The organism is Solirubrobacter soli DSM 22325 (assembly GCF_000423665.1).
Lineage (GTDB): Bacteria > Actinomycetota > Thermoleophilia > Solirubrobacterales > Solirubrobacteraceae > Solirubrobacter > Solirubrobacter soli.
In genome coordinates this window covers 1-17,397 of record NZ_AUIK01000010.1, presented here as the reverse complement: position 1 = coordinate 17,397, position 17,397 = coordinate 1, and the positions used below count along the sequence as shown (strand labels likewise).

Annotated in this window: 19 protein-coding genes and 1 pseudogene; 16 read left to right on the top strand and 4 right to left on the bottom strand. The window is 72.1% G+C overall.

All coding sequences use genetic code 11. The annotated features are described in order from the left end of the window. Nucleotides 1–115: 115 nt before the first annotated feature. The 9 genes from G569_RS0110025 (at nt 116) to G569_RS47070 (ending at nt 8,505) form a co-directional block, all read left to right on the top strand. Nucleotides 116–1,057, top strand: coding sequence for a carbamate kinase (locus G569_RS0110025; RefSeq protein WP_028063315.1), 942 nt, complete (start codon nt 116–118; stop codon nt 1,055–1,057). Further along, the gene (locus G569_RS47085; protein WP_037495795.1) at nt 1,054–2,460 is read left to right on the top strand and encodes an AllF/FdrA family protein; all 1,407 of its coding nucleotides are present in this window, start codon (nt 1,054–1,056) and stop codon (nt 2,458–2,460) included. Before G569_RS0110025 ends, G569_RS47085 begins: the two co-directional genes overlap by 4 nt. Next, the gene (locus G569_RS47080; RefSeq protein ID WP_053226130.1) at nt 2,457–3,614 is read left to right on the top strand and encodes an MSMEG_0565 family glycosyltransferase; all 1,158 of its coding nucleotides are present in this window, start codon (nt 2,457–2,459) and stop codon (nt 3,612–3,614) included. The genes G569_RS47085 and G569_RS47080 overlap by 4 nt, the downstream gene beginning before the upstream one ends. Next, nucleotides 3,611–3,991: an OsmC family protein gene (locus G569_RS47075; RefSeq protein WP_053226129.1), complete on the top strand. Its 381-nt coding sequence runs from the start codon at nt 3,611–3,613 to the stop codon at nt 3,989–3,991. The genes G569_RS47080 and G569_RS47075 overlap by 4 nt, the downstream gene beginning before the upstream one ends. Continuing rightward, on the top strand, nt 3,988–5,316 hold the full coding sequence (locus tag G569_RS0110005) for an FAD-dependent oxidoreductase (RefSeq protein WP_028063314.1): 1,329 nt from the start codon (nt 3,988–3,990) through the stop codon (nt 5,314–5,316). The genes G569_RS47075 and G569_RS0110005 overlap by 4 nt, the downstream gene beginning before the upstream one ends. Beyond that, nucleotides 5,316–5,582, top strand: a complete 267-nt coding sequence (locus tag G569_RS0110000; protein WP_028063313.1) for a hypothetical protein — start codon at nt 5,316–5,318, stop codon at nt 5,580–5,582. Before G569_RS0110005 ends, G569_RS0110000 begins: the two co-directional genes overlap by 1 nt. Nucleotides 5,583–5,593: 11 nt before the next feature. After that, nucleotides 5,594–6,184, top strand: coding sequence for a helix-turn-helix domain-containing protein (locus tag G569_RS0109995; protein ID WP_028063312.1), 591 nt, complete (start codon nt 5,594–5,596; stop codon nt 6,182–6,184). 22 nt (nt 6,185–6,206) lie between these two features. Further along, nucleotides 6,207–7,223, top strand: coding sequence for a PAS domain-containing sensor histidine kinase (locus tag G569_RS0109990; RefSeq protein ID WP_064750308.1), 1,017 nt, complete (start codon nt 6,207–6,209; stop codon nt 7,221–7,223). A 160-nt stretch (nt 7,224–7,383) separates the two neighbouring features. Beyond that, entirely contained in the window at nt 7,384–8,505 is a 1,122-nt protein-coding gene (locus G569_RS47070; RefSeq protein ID WP_169542112.1) for a serine hydrolase domain-containing protein, read from the top strand. On the opposite strand, the gene G569_RS0109980 is transcribed toward G569_RS47070, so the two are convergent. Both G569_RS0109980 and rlmN read right to left on the bottom strand, forming a co-directional pair. Next, nucleotides 8,502–9,158 (bottom strand): response regulator transcription factor, encoded by a 657-nt coding sequence (locus G569_RS0109980; RefSeq protein WP_028063310.1) that lies wholly within the window; start codon nt 9,156–9,158, stop codon nt 8,502–8,504. The two genes, G569_RS47070 and G569_RS0109980, sit on opposite strands and share 4 nt — an antisense overlap. Then, nucleotides 9,155–10,141 carry a dual-specificity RNA methyltransferase RlmN gene (gene rlmN / locus G569_RS0109975; RefSeq protein ID WP_169542111.1) on the bottom strand — a complete coding sequence of 329 codons (987 nt, stop codon included), beginning with the start codon at nt 10,139–10,141 and terminating at the stop codon, nt 9,155–9,157. The genes G569_RS0109980 and rlmN overlap by 4 nt, the downstream gene beginning before the upstream one ends. 27 nt (nt 10,142–10,168) lie before the next feature. On the opposite strand from rlmN, the gene G569_RS0109970 reads away from it, so the two are divergent. Together G569_RS0109970 and aroH are read left to right on the top strand one after the other, a co-directional pair. Continuing rightward, the gene (locus tag G569_RS0109970; RefSeq protein ID WP_028063308.1) at nt 10,169–10,864 is read left to right on the top strand and encodes a pseudouridine synthase; all 696 of its coding nucleotides are present in this window, start codon (nt 10,169–10,171) and stop codon (nt 10,862–10,864) included. Continuing rightward, nucleotides 10,861–11,241 carry a chorismate mutase gene (gene aroH / locus G569_RS0109965; RefSeq protein ID WP_245602464.1) on the top strand — a complete coding sequence of 127 codons (381 nt, stop codon included), beginning with the start codon at nt 10,861–10,863 and terminating at the stop codon, nt 11,239–11,241. The genes G569_RS0109970 and aroH overlap by 4 nt, the downstream gene beginning before the upstream one ends. A 1-nt stretch (nt 11,242) precedes the next feature. On the opposite strand, the gene G569_RS47065 is transcribed toward aroH, so the two are convergent. Further along, nucleotides 11,243–12,031, bottom strand: coding sequence for an ABC transporter permease (locus tag G569_RS47065; RefSeq protein ID WP_037495792.1), 789 nt, complete (start codon nt 12,029–12,031; stop codon nt 11,243–11,245). After that, entirely contained in the window at nt 12,028–12,969 is a 942-nt protein-coding gene (locus tag G569_RS0109955) for an ATP-binding cassette domain-containing protein (RefSeq protein ID WP_028063306.1), read from the bottom strand. The genes G569_RS47065 and G569_RS0109955 overlap by 4 nt, the downstream gene beginning before the upstream one ends. Before the next feature lie 32 nt (nt 12,970–13,001). On the opposite strand from G569_RS0109955, the gene G569_RS47060 reads away from it, so the two are divergent. From G569_RS47060 to G569_RS47055, 5 genes and pseudogenes are all read left to right on the top strand, one after another. Continuing rightward, entirely contained in the window at nt 13,002–13,712 is a 711-nt protein-coding gene (locus G569_RS47060) for a TetR/AcrR family transcriptional regulator (RefSeq protein WP_037495791.1), read from the top strand. Between the two features lie 13 nt (nt 13,713–13,725). Further along, a complete protein-coding gene (gene hisC, locus G569_RS0109945; RefSeq protein WP_028063305.1) occupies nt 13,726–14,805 on the top strand; it encodes a histidinol-phosphate transaminase in 1,080 nt (359 codons plus the stop codon). A gap of 214 nt (nt 14,806–15,019) precedes the next feature. Next, on the top strand, nt 15,020–16,051 hold the full coding sequence (gene aroF, locus G569_RS0109940) for a 3-deoxy-7-phosphoheptulonate synthase (protein WP_028063304.1): 1,032 nt from the start codon (nt 15,020–15,022) through the stop codon (nt 16,049–16,051). After that, a complete protein-coding gene (locus tag G569_RS0109935; RefSeq protein WP_028063303.1) occupies nt 16,048–17,115 on the top strand; it encodes a prephenate dehydrogenase/arogenate dehydrogenase family protein in 1,068 nt (355 codons plus the stop codon). Before aroF ends, G569_RS0109935 begins: the two co-directional genes overlap by 4 nt. After that, a pseudogene (locus tag G569_RS47055) lies at nt 17,112–17,397 on the top strand (hypothetical protein); the annotation flags it as partial. The gene G569_RS0109935 and the pseudogene G569_RS47055, both read left to right, overlap by 4 nt.

Below are 17,397 nucleotides of genomic sequence, written 5' to 3'. Positions count from 1 at the left end.
CGTGAACGCGCCGCAACCTGGTGTAGCCAAATCGGTGGGAAAACCCAACGCTCGCCCCGGGAGGCCGCATATACGATAGGAAACGCAAGCCACTCAAGAGGAGGAGTTCGAGCGAGTGCGCATCGTCGTCGCAGTCGGTGGCAACGCCCTCATCCGGGCCGATCAGGCGGGCACCTGGCCCGAGCAGCTGGCCAATGTGCGCGAGATCGCGCAGGCCGTGCTCGAGCTGCGGGCGGCCGGCCACGAGGTCGTGCTGACACACGGAAACGGCCCGCAGGTGGGCGCGTTGCTGCTCCAGAACGCCGCGGGCGAGGGCGAGGCTGCGCCGCTCCCGCTGGACGCCCTGATCGCGATGACACAGGGCCAGATCGGCTACCTGCTCGAGAGCGCGTTCGCGGCGCTCGATCCGCGCGTCCCGACCGCGTGCCTGCTCACGCGCGTGCTCGTGGATCCGGCCGACGAGGCGTTCGCGAACCCGACCAAGCCGGTCGGCCCGTTCTACGACGAGACGGAGGCGAAGGCGCGCGCCGAGCGCTTCGGCTGGGACGTCGCGCCGGACTCCGGCCGCGGCTGGCGGCGGGTCGTCGGGAGCCCGCATCCGATCAAGGTCTTCGGCGAGGAGAACGTGGTCGCGCTGCTCGAGCGCGGGACCGTCGTCATCTCGTGCGGCGGCGGCGGGATCCCGGTCTCGGTCGAGGGGCTGGCGGTCACCGGCGTGGCGGGCGTGATCGACAAGGACCGCTGCTCCGAGCGCCTGGCGGTCGACATCCACGCCGACGTGCTGGTGCTGCTCACGGGCGTCCCGCAGGTGTCGCTGGACTTCGGCACCCGCTGGGAGCGCACGCTCTCCCGGATGACCGCGCCAGACGTCGCGCGCGGCCTGGCCGAGGGCGACTTCCCGGCGGGGAGCATGGGGCCCAAGATGGAGTCGGCGGCGCGCTTCGTCCAGGAGTCGGGCGGCGGCCGCGCGTTGATCACCGACGCCGAGACCCTCGTCGGCGCGGTCGGCGGCAGGGGTGGAACGTGGGTGGTTCCCACGCTCGCGGTCGCGGCATGAGCTGGTCCGTGCGGGTCGTCCGCAACCGCTACGTGGACAGCGTCAAGCTCATGAAGGTGGCGAAGGACCTGCGCGCCCACGGGCGCGCGGAGGTCGCGATCGGCACGCCCGCCAACCTCGAGACGCTCGCCGCCCTCGGTGTCACGTGCGACGCGGGACCGAGTGACATCGTGATCGCCCTCGAAGGGCCGGAGTCCGCGCTCGACGGTGCCGAGCACGACCTCACCGCGCCTCCGGCAACCTCGGACGGGCCGGCCGAGGAGCCGCCGCGCTCGCTGCCCGCCGCCGCCCGCGCGCTCACCGAGGCCAACGTCGCCCTGATCTCCGTCCCCGGCGAGTTCGCCACGCTCGAGGCGCACCGCGCGCTCACGCAGGGCATGCACGTCTTCCTCTTCTCCGACCATGTCTCAGAGCAGGACGAGGTGGAGCTCAAGCGCCGCGGCGCGGAGCTCGGCCTGCTGGTCATGGGCCCGGGCTGTGGCACCGCGATGCTCGGGACGGTCGGACTCGGCTTCGCCAACGTCGTCAGGGCCGGCAGCGTCGGGATCGTCGCCGCCGCCGGGACCGGCGCGCAGGAAGCCGCGAGCCTGCTCGACGGCGCGGAGGTCGGCGTCTCGCAGATCGTCGGCGTCGGTGGGCGCGACCTGTCCCTCGAGGTCGGGGGGATCATGTTCGGCGAGGCGATGCGGATGCTCGCCGCCGACGCGGACACCGACACCCTGCTGCTGGTCTCCAAGCCGCCTGCGCCCGAGGTCGTCCAGCGGCTCGCCGACGTCGATGTCAACGGCAAGCGCGTCGTCGCCGCCTTCGTCGGCTGGGATTCCCCTGACGCCCCGTTCGAGATCCACGCGACGCTCGACGCGGGCGCGTTCGCCGCGGCCAACGTCGAGGCGCCGAACGTCGACGACCTCGAGGCGCTCGTCGACGCCCGCCGCTGCGGCGGCACGCTGCTCGGCCTGTACTCGGGCGGCTCGCTCGCCCACGAGGCGGTGACGATCCTCGAACCGGTCCTCGGTCCGATCGGCGGCAACGCCGGCCACGGGGGCGGTCCGCACGAGATCTTCGACCTGGGGGAGGAGGAGTACACCCAGGGCCGCCCGCACCCGATGGTCGACCTCGAGGTGCGCCTGCAGTTCCTCGAGCAGGCCGCGGAGCGCGACGGCCTCGGCTGCGTCCTGCTCGACGTCGTGATCGGGCACGGCTCGCACCCCGACCCCGCGGGCGGCCTCGCGGCGGCGCTCGCGCGGCTCAGCACCCGGATCCCGGTCATCGCCCACGTCTGTGGCACGGACTCCGATCCCCAGCACGCCGGCCGCCAGGAGGAGACCCTGCGCGCGGCGGGCGTGATCGTCGCCCCGACGAATGCCGCCGCGGCACGCCTCGCGAGACGAGCCGTCGCATGAGGATCGCGATGCTCACCTACTCGGTGAAGCCGCGCGGTGGCGTGGTGCACGCGGTCGAGGTCGCCGAGGCGCTCCAGCGACGCGGACACGAGGTCGAGCTGATGGCGCTCGGCCGCCCCGGCGACGCGTTCTTCCGCGACACGCCGGTACCGACGCGGATCGTCCGCCACACGCCGGCCGACGGCCCGTTCGACCGCCGCATCGAGGGCATGATCGAGGCCTACGCCGACGGGCTGAAACCCCTGCTCGGCGGCGGGAGCTTCGACATCGTCCACGCCCAGGACTGCCTGTCGGCCAATGCCGCGCTGATCCTGCGCGACGAGGGCGCGATCGAGCACGTGATCCGCACCGTCCATCACGTCGACGACTTCACCTCGCCGTCGCTGGTCGAGTGCCAGGACCGGTCGATCGTCAGCCCCGACCACGTCCTCTGCGTCTCCCCGCCCTGGGTCAGGAGGCTGCGCGACGAGTTCGGCGTCAGCGCCGGGCTCGTCCGCAACGGGGTCGACACGCACCGCTTCCGCCCGCCGCGCGACGCCGCCGAGCGCGCCGCCGCCCGCCGCGCCGCGGGCGTCGAGGACCGCCTGACCGTCCTCACCGTCGGCGGTGTCGAGCCGCGCAAGGGCTCACTCACGCTGCTCGACGGCTTCGCCCGCCTGCGCGAGACGCTTGCCTACCGCGACCCGCTGCTGCTGATCGCCGGCGGCGTGACGCTCTTCGACTACCGGCACGAGATCGACCGCTTCGAGGAGCGCCTGAGGGAGCTCGGCCTGACCCGCCACGTGCGCCGCCTCGGCCCGCTCGAGCCCGACGAGATCGAGCAGCTGTTCCGCGCCGCCGACGTCTTCGCGTTCCCTTCGGTCAAGGAGGGCTTCGGCCTCGCGGCGCTGGAGGCGCTCGCGGCCGGCCTCCCGCTGGTCGCCTCCGACATCGAGGTCTTCCGCGGCTTCCTCACCCACGGGCGCAGCGCGCTGCTGCACCCCGTGGGCGACGCCGAGGCGCTGGCCGCGGCGATGACCCGCGTCGCCCGCGACCCGAACCTGCGAGCCCGCCTGCGCGACGGCGGCGACGAGGTCGTGGCCCAATTCGGCTGGGACCGCTCCGGCGCCGAGCACGAGGCGGCCTACGAGGCCGTGGGGAGCGTGGCGCGGTGAAGGTGTCCGCGACCTTCAACGGCGGCTACTCGGCCACGGTCGACGTGCGCGGCCACACGATCGCCGTCGACGAGCCCGAGCCGATGGGCGAGAACACCGGCTCGATGCCCACCGAGTTGGTCGCCGCGGGCCTGGCGAGCTGCTTCGCGCTCGCGCTCGGCCACGTCGCCCGCGGGAAGGGCGAGGAGCTGCCCGGGCTGACCGTCGAGGTCGAAGCGGAGCGCGCCGGCCGCGAGCTGCGCTACGGGCGCATGCTCGTCACCGCGCGCGCCGACGTCCCGCTTGATCCCTACATGGCGCGGGCCCGGCGGCTCTGCTGGGTCTCGAACACGTTCGCCGCGCCGCCTGACATCGAGTACCGAACGGAGGATTCATGAGTGAGCGGCTGATCGTCATCGGGGGTGGTGGCGCGGGCACCGCGACGGCCACGATCGCCAAGCGGCTGAACCCGAACCTCAAGGTCACGCTGTTCACCGAGTTCCCGGACATCGCGTACTCGCCGTGTGGCATCCCGTTCGTCCACGGCCGCGAGATCGACAAGTTCGAGTCGCTGTTCCTCTCCACGGTCGAGCGCTACGTCGAGGACGGCCTCGACATGCGCATGGAGACCACGGTCACCGACATCGACCTCGACCGCGGCACGGTCACCGCGCGCAACACCCACGAGGGCTTCGACAAGCTCGCGATCTGCACCGGCTGGACGTGGGAGAAGCCGAGCGTGCCCGGCTCCAACCTGCCCGGGCTGCACTACGTCAAGGACATCCGCGCCGCGATGGAGTTCGACAAGGAACTGGACTCCATGAAGAAGATCGTCGTCTTCGGCGGCACGCCGATCGGCGTCGAGATGGCCGGCAACCTCGGCCACCGCGGGCTCGAGGTCGACTTCGTCGACGAAGGCCCGTGGGCGTTGAGCGAGCTGCTGGACCCCGATGTCGCCGAGCCCGTGCACGAGTCGCTGATCAACCGCGGCGTGAAGCTCCATTTCGGCACCAAGGTCGAGGGCTTCGTGGGCGACGAGCGCGTACGCGCCGTCCAGACGAGCGCGGGCGAGCTCGAGTGCGACGCGGTGATCGTCTGCCTGCACAAGGTCCCGAGCGCGGGGCTCGCGCAGGCCGCCGGGGTCAAGCTCGGCACGACCGGCGCGATCATGGTCGACGAGCGCATGCGCACGTCCAAGCCGAACGTGTGGGCGGCGGGCGACGTCGTCGAGGTCCCGCACGGGCTCTCGATGCTGCCGATCCGCGGGCTGACGGGCTCGCACGCCTACGGACAGGGGCGCGTCGCCGCGTTCAACATCGCCGGGCAGGACCTCGTCTACGACCCGGTCTGGATCCCGTGGGGGATGGTCGCCGGCGACTACACGATCGGCGGCTTCTCGATCGGCGAGACGCTTGCGACCGCGATGGGCGTCCCATACGTGGTCGCCAAGGGCGTCGGCGTCTCGCGCGCCCGCTACTTCCCGGGCGCGACCCGCACCCACGTCAAGCTCCTCGCCGAGCCGGACACGCACAAGATCATCGGCGCCCAGATCCACGGTGGGGAGGGGGTCAAGGAGCGCTCGGACTTCCTCGCCTTCGCGGCCAAGCGTGGCGCGACGCTCGACGACCTGGCGTGGATGGAGAACATCTACTCGCCGCCGATCGGCGCGCTCTTCGAGCCGATCGCCATCGCTGCCCAGAACGGCCTCGCGGCGCTGCGGTGATGAGCCAGCTCAAGCAACGCCTGCGCGAGCGGTCCGAGCACTATCTGCTCCAGGACTCCGTACGCCGGCTGGGCAAGGGCGCACCGGGGACGGTGGCGCCCTATAAGGGCACCGACGGCCGCGCCTGGCGGTTGCTCTTCGTCCCGCTCTACAAGCGCGTCCCGTGGGCGGTCAAGCGGCGCGCGATGGACACGCTGCAGATGACGGCCAAGGGCTGGACGCCGCCTCCGCGCGAGCCCGGCCAGCCCTGGAAGCCGCCGAAGTAGGATCATTCCGCGTGTCCGACGACGCCGCGGCAGCGCTAGGGGAGATCGAACGCAAGGTCTCCGGTCTCGGGGCGAAGGTGGCGGCCGAACGGGCCGAGCGTGGCTGGTCGCTGGCGCAACTCGCCCAGCGCGCGGGGATGTCGCCCGCCGCCGTGCACAAGATCGAGAAGAGCGGCATGACGCCGACGATCGCGAGCCTGATGAAGATCGCGGCGGCGCTCGGGCGCAGCGTGTCGTTCTTCGTCGAGGAGCCGGACACGCCTGACGTCAACCTCGTCCGCCAGGACGAGCGCGCGAAGGTCTTCACCTCCAAGCAGGGGCTGGAGCTGCGCAATATCTCAGGTCGCTACGGCCCGTTCCTGATCGCCGGCGCCGACGCGGTGATCGAGCCCTACGCCGACAGCGGCCCGACGCCGATGAGCCATCCGGGCGAGGAGCTGGTGATCGTCCTGACCGGCCGGATGCGGTTCACCGTCGACGGTCGCGAGTACCCCGTCGGCGCCGGTGACTCGATCCACTTCCGCACGCTGCTGGCCCACTCATGGGCCAATCCGGCCGCCGAGCCCGCGCACGCGATCTGGCTCGTTGTCCGCTCGTCGTGATTTCCCGGATAATCGTGAGTGCGTGAATGACCTGCTGGACGCCCTCCTGGCAACGGTGGCCGACGCCATCTACCTGGTCGGCGTGCACGGCGAGGTGCGCTTCGTCAACCCGGCGGGCGTCGCCGTGCTCGGCTATGACTCGGCCGACGAGCTGATCGGCCGCGACAGCCACTCGACGATCCACCACTCCCGCCCCGACGGCACGCCGTTCCCCGCGTCCGAGTGCCCGCTGCTCAACGCCCGCCACGCCGGGCGCCCGATCCGCGTCGAGCAGGACTGGTTCGTCCGCCGCGACGGCACGATGGTCCCGGTCGGCTACGCCAGCGCGCCCTTCGCCACCGAGGAGGGCAACGGCGCGGTCGTCGTCTTCCGTGACATCTCCGCCCAGCTCGAGGCCGAGGCCAACAACGCCCGCGCCGTGGCCGAGCAGGCGCGGGCGGAGGAACTGGCCGCGTCGCGCGCCCGCATCGTGTCCGCGGCCGCCGAGGAGCGCCGCCGGATCGTCCGCGACCTGCACGACGGCGCGCAGCAGCGGCTCGTCCAGGCATTGCTGCGGATCGAGGAGGCGCGCCGCTCCGCCCCCTCGCCCGTCCTCGACGCCGCCGCCGAGGAGACCCGCCGCGCCGTCCGCGAGCTGCGCGACCTCGCCGCCGGCATCCATCCCGCCGTCCTCACCGACCACGGTCTCGCCGCCGCGCTCGAGGACCTGACGGCCGACGCCGCGCTCCCGGTCGACCTCGAAGTCATCGAGGAACGACACCCCGCCGACGTCGAGGCCGCGGCCTACTTCGTCGTCTCCGAGGCGCTGGCCAACGCCGCCAAGCACGCGAACGCCTCCGCGGTCCACGTCGCCGCCGGGCGTGAGAACGGGCGGTTGGTCGTGACCGTCTCGGACGACGGCCGCGGTGGAGCCGATCCGCTCGGCGGCAGCGGCCTGCACGGCCTCGCCGACCGCGTCGGCGCGCTCGGCGGCACGCTGACCGTCGACTCCCCGCCCGGCCGCGGGACGACGATCGTCGCCTCGCTCCCGATCGCCTGACCGACGTACGGCCAGCACGCGCCGCCACGGCGCATCGGCGAACGTGCCCGTGCCGGGACGGGAATGGCGCCACCCCGGCGAGCACGATGGTGAGGCCCTGCGGCGATCCCGATGCTGGACGACCATGAGACCGCACCCAAGAGCCATCGCCCTCGCAGCCGTGGCAGTGCTCCCGGCGCTCGCCGTCGCCGCCTGCGGCCACGCCGATCAGACGCCCACGACACGGGCCGCACCCCCGCGTCCCACGTTGGAGTCCGAGCTGCGGCAGATCGTCGCCGCCGGATCGCCTGGTGTCATCGCATCCGTCGACGACGGTCACGGCCTCTCGCTCAAGGCGTCCGGGGTCGCCGACACCGCGAGTCGGCGGGCGCTGCGCCCGACCGATCGCTTCCGCGCCGGCAGCAACACCAAGACGATGGTCGCGACGCTCGCGCTGCAGTTCGTCGCCGAGCGCAAGCTGTCGCTGTCGGACACGGTCGAGCACTGGCTGCCCGGAGTCCTGCCGTACGGCGATCAGGTCAACCTGCGCCAGCTGCTGAACATGACCAGCGGGGTTCCGGACTACGTCCCCGGGCTCGAGCCCAAGATGGTCGCCGACCACGCTGCCCTGACACGCGACTACACGCCGCGCGAGCTCGTCGCGATGGTCAAGGACACCCCCGACTTCGCTCCCGGCGCGGGCTGGAACTACTCGACGACGGGCTACATCCTGGCCGGGATGATGATCGAGCGCGCCTCGGGCGAGAGCGTGGGGGAGCAGCTCGCGCGGCGCATCTTCAAGCCATTGGGCATGCGCGACACCTACCTCCCGGGGGCGACGCCGGCGATCCGCGGGCGGCATACGCACGGCTACGGCGACGTCGGCGGGACGTTGCGCGACGTGACGGACTTCAATGCCTCCGCGGGCTGGGCCGGCGGCGGCGCGGTGACCACGGCGCCCGACATGGCACGCTTCTGGCGCGGCCTGCTGGGCGGCAAGCTGCTGCCCGCCGAGCAGCTGCAGGCGATGAAGACCACCGTTCCGATCGCCAAGGGCTACCCGGGCAGCTACGGGCTCGGCATCTTCCGCTGGACGCAGTACGGCCCGCGGTGCGGCGCGGTCTGGGGCAACGGCGGCGATCTCCCGGGCTTCAGCAGCGAGTTCCTCAACAGCGAGGACGGCCGACGGCACGCGGGCGTGATCGTCAACGTCAACCCGATCCCCAAGGCGGTCTCAGGCGAGCCGCTCGGCGTCGCGAAGCGCACCGCGATCGCCAACGCCCTCGGCTACGACGCCTGCTAGGACGCCCTGAGCACCTTCAGTACGGCGAGCACGCGGCGGTGATCGGCGCGGTCGTGGCCCAGTTCGAGCTTCTCGAAGATGCTCGTGACGTGCTTCTCGACCGCGTGCGGCCCGACGTGCAGGCGCTCGGCGATGCCGTGGTTGGAGAGGCCTTCGACGATCAGCGCCAGGACGTCGCGTTCGCGCGGGGTGAGGTGCTCGAGCGGGTTCTCGCGCCGGCGGCGGCCCATCATGCGGGCGACGACCTCGGCGTCCAGCGCGGTGCCGCCGGAGGCGACGGTGCGGACGGCGTCGAGGAAGTCGTCGAGGTCGGCGATCCGGTCCTTGAGCAGGTAGCCGACACCCTGGGCGTCGTTGCCGAGCAGCTGCAGCGCGTAGCGCTCGGCCAGGTGCTGGGAGACGACCAGCACGCCGGTGCCGGGGAGCGCGCGGCGGATCGCGATCGCCGCCCGCAGGCCGTCGTCGGTCAGCTCAGGCGGCATCCGGACGTCGGTGATGACGATGTCCGGGCGGTGCGCCTGGGTCTTGCGGATCAGGTCGGTTGCGTCGCCCGCGCTCGCGACCACGTCGACCCCGCCGTCGGTCAGCAGCCGCTCGAGCCCCTGCCGCAGCAGCAGCTCGTCATCGGCGATGACCGCGCGCGGGCGCGTCAATTCGCGACGGCCTGCTTGGCCGCGAGCTGGCCGCAGGCGGCGTCGATGTCGCGCCCGCGCGTCAGCCGCACCGTGGCCCGCAGCCCGTGCTCCTCGAGCGCCGCCTTGAAGGCGTCGATCGCGTTGCGCGAGGACCCGTCATAGATCGAGTCCGTCGGGTTGTACGGGATCAGGTTGAGCTTGTAGATCTTCGGATCGAGCAGCTCGGCGAGCTGGACGGCCTGCGCGTAGCCGTCGTTCACGCCGGCCAGCATCACGTACTCGATGAACACCTGGCGGCGCTTCTTATCGTAAAAACGTTCGCAGGCGCCCAGCACCTCGGCCAGCGGGTAGCGCTCGTTGACCGGCATGATCTGCGAGCGCAGGGTGTCCTCGGGGGCGTGCAGCGAGAGCGCCAGGCGGATCGGCATGTCGCTCTCGGTCAGTCGCTCGATGCCCGGGACCCAGCCAACGGTCGAGATCCCGGTGCGGCGGTGGGTGATCCCGACGTCGGGCAGCAGCCGCGAGGCGGCGAGCACGTTGTCGAGGTTCATCATCGGCTCGCCCATGCCCATGAACACGAGGTGGTCGACCGGCTCGATGCGGCGGAAGTGCAGGACCTGGTCCAGGATCTCCGCCGAGGTCAGGTTGCGGCCGAACTTCATCGTGCCCGTGGCGCAGAACGTGCACGTGAGCGGGCAGCCGGACTGCGAGGAGACGCAGATCGAGCGGCGGCCGTCGCGGTAGCGCATCAGGACCGCCTCGACGGCGCGGCCGTCGTGGGTGTGGAAGAGCGCCTTGACCGTCCCGTCGGAGGCGTGGGCCTCGCGGACCAGCGAGAGCGTGCTGAACGGGACCTCCTCGGCCAGCTTCGCGCGCAGCGCGGCGGGCAGGTCGGTCATCTCCTCGTAGGCGTGCGCGCCGCCCGACGCCCAGCGCCACACCTGGCGCGCGCGGAAGGCCGGCTCGCCTTCGAGCACCTGGTTCAGCAACTGCAAATCCACGCCACCTATCGTGGCAGGCCGACTTCCATGCGTCTCGCCAAGTACCTCGCCCACTCCGGCGTCGCCTCCCGGCGCGCCTCCGAGCTGATCATCGCCGACGGCCGCGTGACCGTCGACGGCACCGTCATCACCGACCCCGCCCGCGACGTCGACGACTCCAAGAGCGTCAAGGTCGACGGCCGGCGCGTCAAGACCGCCGCCACGCATCACGTCTACCTGCTCAACAAGCCGGCCGGCGTGCTCTCGACGGCCAAGGACCCGCAGGGCCGCCCGACCGTCGTCTCGCTCGTCCGCACCGGCGAGCGCCTCTACCCGGTCGGACGCCTCGACTACGACACGACCGGGCTGATCCTGCTGACCAACGACGGCGACCTCGCGCACAAGCTCACCCACCCGCGCTTCGAGGTCCCGCGCACCTACCGCGCGCGGGTCGCCAACGCGCCCGTCAACGAGCCCGCGCTGCGGACGCTGCGCGACGGCGTCGAGCTCGAGGACGGCCCGACCGCGCCCGCCAAGGTGCGCCGGATCTCCTCCAACCAGCTCGAGCTGACGATCCACGAGGGCCGCAAGCACCAGGTCAAGCGGATGCTCGAGGCCGTGGGTCACCCGGTCCACCGCCTGGAGCGGGTGCAGTTCGGCCCGCTGCGGCTCGGCGGCCTCGGTGAGGGCGAGTTCCGCGAGCTGAAGGCATCGGAGATCGAACAGCTCCGCTCGCTTGGTTGAATGACCGCCATATGCGGCTGGTCGCGCTACGCGGTGCCAACACGGTCACCGAGAACACCTCCGAGGCGATCCTCTCGGCCACGGACGCGCTGATGCGCGAGATCCTGTCCCGCAACGGCCTCGGCGCCGACGACCTCGTGAGCTGCATCTTCACGCTCACGCCGGACCTCGACGCCCAGTTCCCCGCGGTGGCCGCGCGCGAGATGGGTCTGTCCTCCGTACCGCTGCTCTGCGCCCGCGAGATCCCGGTCCCGGGCGCGCTCCCACAGGTCATCCGCGTGCTGATCCACGCCTACAAGCCGGACGGCACACCGCCCGAGCACGTCTACCTGGGCGACGCGGTCAAGCTCCGGCTGGACCTCGCCGGCGCCCAGTAGCTCACTTGCCCATCCGCTGGTAGCGGCGGATCGCCAGCGGGATGAAGACCGCCATGATCACGCCCGCCCAGATGAACGACGTGATCACCGGGTGCTGGAGCGTGAAGACGTCCGGGAGCGGGCCGGTGGGGGAGTGGAAGAGCTGCCGCAGCGCGGTCGCGAGCGCGGTCAGCGGGTTCAGCTCGGCGATCTGACGCAGGCCGTCGGGCAGGCCCGCGACCGGGACGAAGATCCCGCTCAGGAACATCGCCGGGAAGATGATCGACATCACGATCCCGTCGGCGCCGTCGGGGTCGCGGACCATCAGGCCGATCCAGACGCCCGCCCACGTGAAGGCGAAGGCCATGAAGAGCAGCAGGGCGAACGCGCCGACGGTCTCGAGGACGCTGCCGTGCGGCGCCCAGCCGACGACCAGCCCGCAGAGCGCGACGACCACCACGCCCCCGGAGAGCTCGACCAGCTCGGCGACGGTGCGGCCGGCGATCACCGAGCCACGCGCGATCGGGAGCGTCCGCAGCCGGTCCATCAGGCCGGAGCGGATGTCGGAGGCGACGCCGACGGCGATCCCCGGCAGCGTGCCGATCATCGTCTGGGCGAAGATCCCCGACACCAGGTAGGAGTGGTAGTCGCCGCCGCCCGGGACCTCGATGGCGGAGCCGAAGACGTAGGCGAAGAGCAGGACGAAGACGAGCGGCAGCAGCACCGCGCCGAACGCCTTCTCGGGGATGCGCGGGATGTGGCGCAGCGAGCGGCCCGCGAGGAAGCGGACCTCGTTGAGCGTCGCGGTCATGCGGCGATTGCCTCCCGTTCTCCGGCGAGGGCGAAGAAGGCGTCGTCCAGCGTGGGCTGGGAGAGCGCTGCCTCGTCGACGCCGATGCCCGCGGCCTCGAGCGCGTCGAGGGCGGCGCGCAGGTCGCGCGGCCCATCCGGGGCGGGAATGCTCAGCCGCCGCGCACGCACGTCGAGCTCCGGCTCGAGGCGCTCGAACACCCGGGCCGCCCCGGCGAGCTCGCCGTCGCCCGGGATCGTCAGGTGCACGCGGCGCTCGCCCACCCGCGCCTTCAGCTCCGCCGGCCGGCCCGCGGCGACGGTCCTGCCGTCGCGCAGGACGATGATCTCGTCGGCGAGGCGGTCGGCCTCCTCGAGGTACTGCGTGGTCAGCAGCAGCGCGGCGCCGTCCTGCACCAAGCCCTCGATCGCTCCCCACATCTCGGCACGCGCGCCGGGGTCGAGCCCGGTCGTCGGCTCGTCGAGGAAGATCACGGGCCGGCGGACGACCATGCACGCCGCGAGGTCCAGGCGCCGGCGCATGCCGCCGCTGTAGGTCCCGACCTGGCGGTCGGCGGCGTCCTCGAGGCCGAACCGGCGCAGCAACTGGGCCGCGCGGTCGATCGCATCGCGCTTGGTCAGCTTCTGCAGGCGCCCGAGCAGCCGCAGGTTCTCGCGCCCGGTCAGGCGCTCGTCGAGCGAGGCCTGCTGGCCGGCGAGCGAGATCGACTCGCGCACCGCCTGCGGCTCGCGGGCGACGTCATGGCCGGCGACCAGCGCGCGGCCAGAGGTGGGGGTGAGGAGCGTGGTGAGGATCCGCACCGCGGTGGTCTTGCCGGCGCCGTTGTGGCCCAGCAGGCCGAGCACGGTCCCCGGCTCGACGCACAGGTCCAGCCCGCTCAGGGCCTCGGTCTCGCCGAAGCGCCGACCGAGGTCTTCGGTTCGTACAGCGTACGTCATCGTACGGCGTACGCTAGTAGTACGCTGTACGAATGTCAAGGGAGGCCAAGCCGCCGATCTGGGCTCGGCCTGAGCCGCGCAGCCGCGGGCTGTCGCGCAAGCAGATCGTCGAGACGGCGCTCAAGATCGCCGACGAGGAAGGGCTCGCCGAGGTCTCGATCCGGCGGATCGCGCGCGAGCTGCGTTCAGGCGCGATGTCGCTGTACCACTACTTCGACTCGCGCGACGAGCTGCTGGACCTGATGGGGGACCGGGTCGCCGCGGAGATGCTCGTGCCGTCGCTGCCCGCGGGCTGGCGGCCGGCACTGACGGCCATCGCCCAGCACAGCCGGGCGGCCTTCGTCGCGCACCCGTGGATGCTCACCACGCTCCAGGACCGCCCGCGCGTCTCGCCGAACCTCCTGCGCCACATCGAGCAGTCCGCCCAGTCCGTGCGGGAGCTGGGCGAGGCCGGGCACGATCCGGCGCGGCTGACCGGGATCGTCACCGCCGTCGACGACTACACGATCGGCTACACGCTGCGGGAGCTCGCGGGCGGCACGGCCTCCGAGGACCGCGGCCGCAAGATCGCCGAGCGCTTCCGGGACGACTACAACGAGCCGCACATCCGCTACCTGATCGAGAGCGGGGAGTTCCCGATGCTCGAGCAGTTCCTGACGCTGGGCCGCCCGCCCGTCATGCAGTCCTTCGAGGACGGCCTGAACTGGCTGCTGGACGGCTTCGAGGCCTCGTTGCGCCGATAACCTCTTGGCCACGATGGCCATCGAGTACGCCGAGAAGGTCCGCCGCATCCCCGTCTATCCGGCCGCCGATGGCTATGCCTCGGAGGGGCCGATCGCCAAGCTCGCCTCCAACGAGTCCCCGTACCCGCCGATCCCGGCCGTGGTCGAGGCGGTCACGAAGGCCCTCACCGGCCTGAACCGCTACCCCGATCCGACCAACGCCGCGCTGCGTCGCGCGCTGAGCGAGCGGACCGGCGTGCCGGCGACGCGGATCGCGATCGGCAACGGCTCCTGCGACATCCTGCTCGCGGCGGGCGACGCGCTGCTCGAGCCGGGCGCGGAGCTCGTCTACGCGTGGCCGTCCTTCAGCGTCTACCCGCACCTCGCCGCGGCGTCCGGGGCGCGCGCGATCGAGGTCCCGCTCGACGCCAAGCACTACCACCAGCTGGACAAGATGGCCGAGGAGATCACCGCCGCCACGCGGCTGGTGATCGTCTGCAACCCGAACAACCCGACCTCGACGGCGCTGCCGCTGGACGAGATCGCGGACTTCGTGCGCTCCGTCCCGCGCCACGTCGCGGTCATCCTCGACGAGGCCTACATCGAGTTCAACGTGCTGCAGGACCCGGACGAGTCGGTCGACCTGCTCGCCAAGCACCCGAACCTGGTGCTGCTGCGGACGTTCTCGAAGGTCTACGGGCTCTGCGGGTTGCGGGTCGGCTACGCGCTGTGCGGTTCCGAGGACTTCCGCACCGCGGTCGACCAGGTCCGCCAGCCGTTCTTCTGCAACGCTGCCGCGCAGGCCGCCGCGCTTGAGTCCTTGAAGCACCAGGACGAGGTCACCCGCCGCGTCGAGCGCAACCTCGCCGAGCGCATCTCGCTCACCGACGGGCTGGCCGAGTTGGGCATCACCGCCGCCGAGTCGCAGGCGAACTTCGTCTGGTTCGACCTGGGTGAGGAGCGCGTCGAGGCCGACGTCATGCGCGGCCTGGCCGAGCGCGGAATCCTCGTGCGCGCCGGCGGGGCGCTCGGGCGCGAAGGCGCGCTGCGGGTCACGGTCGGGACCCAGGCCGAGAACGAGCGGTTCCTGGAAACGTTGGGCGCGTTGCTGTAACCTCGCGCCTCGCGCCATGGCTCGTACGTCCGCCATCACCGCTTCTTCACACCGGTTCCGGACGTACGGTCGTACCTACGCGTATTCCACCTGGCGATTTAGCTAGGCGCTCGGTCGGCGTGTGAACGCCGCCGCATCAACGGCCCAGGGGCCGAGCGCCGGAGCTCTCACTCGTCGTTACCGTTTCCAGCCAGGACTTTTCAGGAGTACGCAGATGATGATCGTCATGAAGCCGACGGCCACCGAGGAAGACATCCTCTCCGTCATCGACCGCATCGAGAGCTGTGGCGCCAAGGCGCACCCCTCGCGCGGCGAAGAGGTGACCGTGATCGGCGCGGTCGGCGACCGCGAGCACGTGCAGCGCCTGAACCTCGAGCAGCACGCCGGGGTCGAGCAGGTCGTCCCGATCCTGAAGCCGTACAAGCTCTCCTCGCGCCAGTTCGCGGCTCATGGCGAGCGCACGGTGATCGAGATCGACGGCCGCCGGATCGGCGGGGAGCACTTCTCGATGATCGCCGGCCCGTGCACGGTGGAGTCGCGCGAGCAGACGCTCTCGACCGCGCGGGTGGTGGCCGAGGCGGGCGCGTCGATGTTCCGCGGCGGCGCCTACAAGCCGCGCTCCTCGCCGTACAGCTTCCAGGGCCTGGGTGAAGCCGGGCTGCGGATCCTCGCGGAGGCCAAGGCAGAGACCGGGCTGCCGATCGTCACCGAGCTGATGGACGCGCGCGACGTCGAGCCGATCCTCGAGGTCGCCGACGTGATCCAGGTCGGCGCGCGCAACATGCAGAACTACCCGCTGCTGGCCGAGATCGGACGTACGGGGAAGCCCGTATTGATCAAACGAGGTTTGTCCTCGACGCTGGAAGAGCTGTTGATGGCCGCCGAGTACGTGCTCAAGGAGGGCAATCCGAACGTGATGCTGTGTGAGCGCGGCATCCGCACGTTCGAGACCGCCTACCGCTTCACGCTCGACATCATGGCCATCCCGATGCTCAAGGAGCTCTCGCACCTGCCGGTCATCGTCGACCCGTCGCACGCCCCCGGGCGTCGCGACATGGTCCTGCCGCTGTCGCTGGCCGCCGCGGCGGCGGGCGCGGACGGGATCATCGTCGAGGTGCACCCGAACCCCGAAGAGGCCATCTGCGACGGGCCGCAGCAGATCTACAGCGAGAGCTTCCCGGCGTACCTCGAGCAGGTCGAGCGCGCGGCGGCGGTCGCGGGGAAAGTGCTGAGCGCGGCCGCGTGAAGGTCGCCGTCGTCGGCGTGGGGCTGATCGGTGGCTCGATCGGCCTGGCCGCCCGCCAGCGCCTCGGGGCGCACGTGAGCGGCTACGACCCGTCGGCGGCGGCGCGCGAGACGGCGATCGCGCGCGGCGCGGTGGTGGAGGCCCACGACACCGTCGCCGCGGCGGTCGACGGCGCCGACTTCGCCTTCGTCGCCGCGCCCGTCCAGATGCTGGCCGACATGGTCCGCTCCGTGCTCGACGTCGCCGGCGAGGACTGCGTGGTCACCGACGTGGGCTCGGTCAAGCGGGCGGTCGTCGGCCCATTGGACGACGAGCGCTTCATCGGCGGCCACCCGCTCGCGGGTGCGGAGACCTCCGGGGTCGAGCACGCGCGGGCGGACCTGTTCGCCGACGCGACCTGGTATCTCACGCCCACCGGCACCACCCGCGGCACCGCGTACGAGCGCCTGCACCGCTTCATCACGCGGATCGGCGCGTGGCCGACCGCGATCGAGCCCGAGACCCACGACGTCGTCATGGCGTCGGTGTCACATCTGCCGCACGTGCTGGCCAACGTGCTCGTCGCCCAGGCCGCGCGGGTCCTGAGCGCGGAGGGCGAGCGGCTGCCGGCGACCGGCCCGTCCTTCCGCGATGTCACCCGCGTCGCGGGCGCGAACTCGGTCGTCTGGGGTGGCATCTACCGCGCCAACGCCGACGCGCTCGTGGCGGCGATCGACGACATGGTCGCGCGCCTGACGGTCGTCCGCGACCAGCTCGCCGGCGGTGACGACGACGGCATCCGGGTGTGGAACGACTCGGCCCGCGAGGACCGCCGCCGCCTGCTCGAGTCAGACCTCGCCGGCGGAGAGGTCCACGAGCTGCGCGTGCTCGTCCCCAACCGCCCGGGGATCGTCGCCGAGATCGCCCTCGCACTCGGGCGTGCCACCATCGACATCGTGGACATGGGCCTCTACCCCTCCTCCGGCTCGCACGGCACCGTCGCCCTGTGGATCCGCGGCGGCGTCGTCGCCGAGCAGGCCGAGCGCCTCGTCCGCGACCTCGGTCTGGAGGTGGCGCGCGCATGAGCGACACGCCCGACGACCCGACCGCCGAGCCGCACGTCGCCGCCGCCCGCCGCGGGCGCCTGCGCCTCGTCCCGCCCCTCCCGGCGCCGGGTGAGCCGGCTGCGTTGCGGAATCCGGAACACGCCCGACGCACCTCGTCGTGGCGCGGCGGCGACGGCGCGCCGCCCGGCCCGCCCACGCCGCCCACCCCGCCCGCGACCCTCCGCCCGTCCGCGCCGCCCGCGACCCTCCGCCGGCCCGCGCCGCCCGGCCCGCCCGCGCCGCCCACCCCGCCCGAGACCC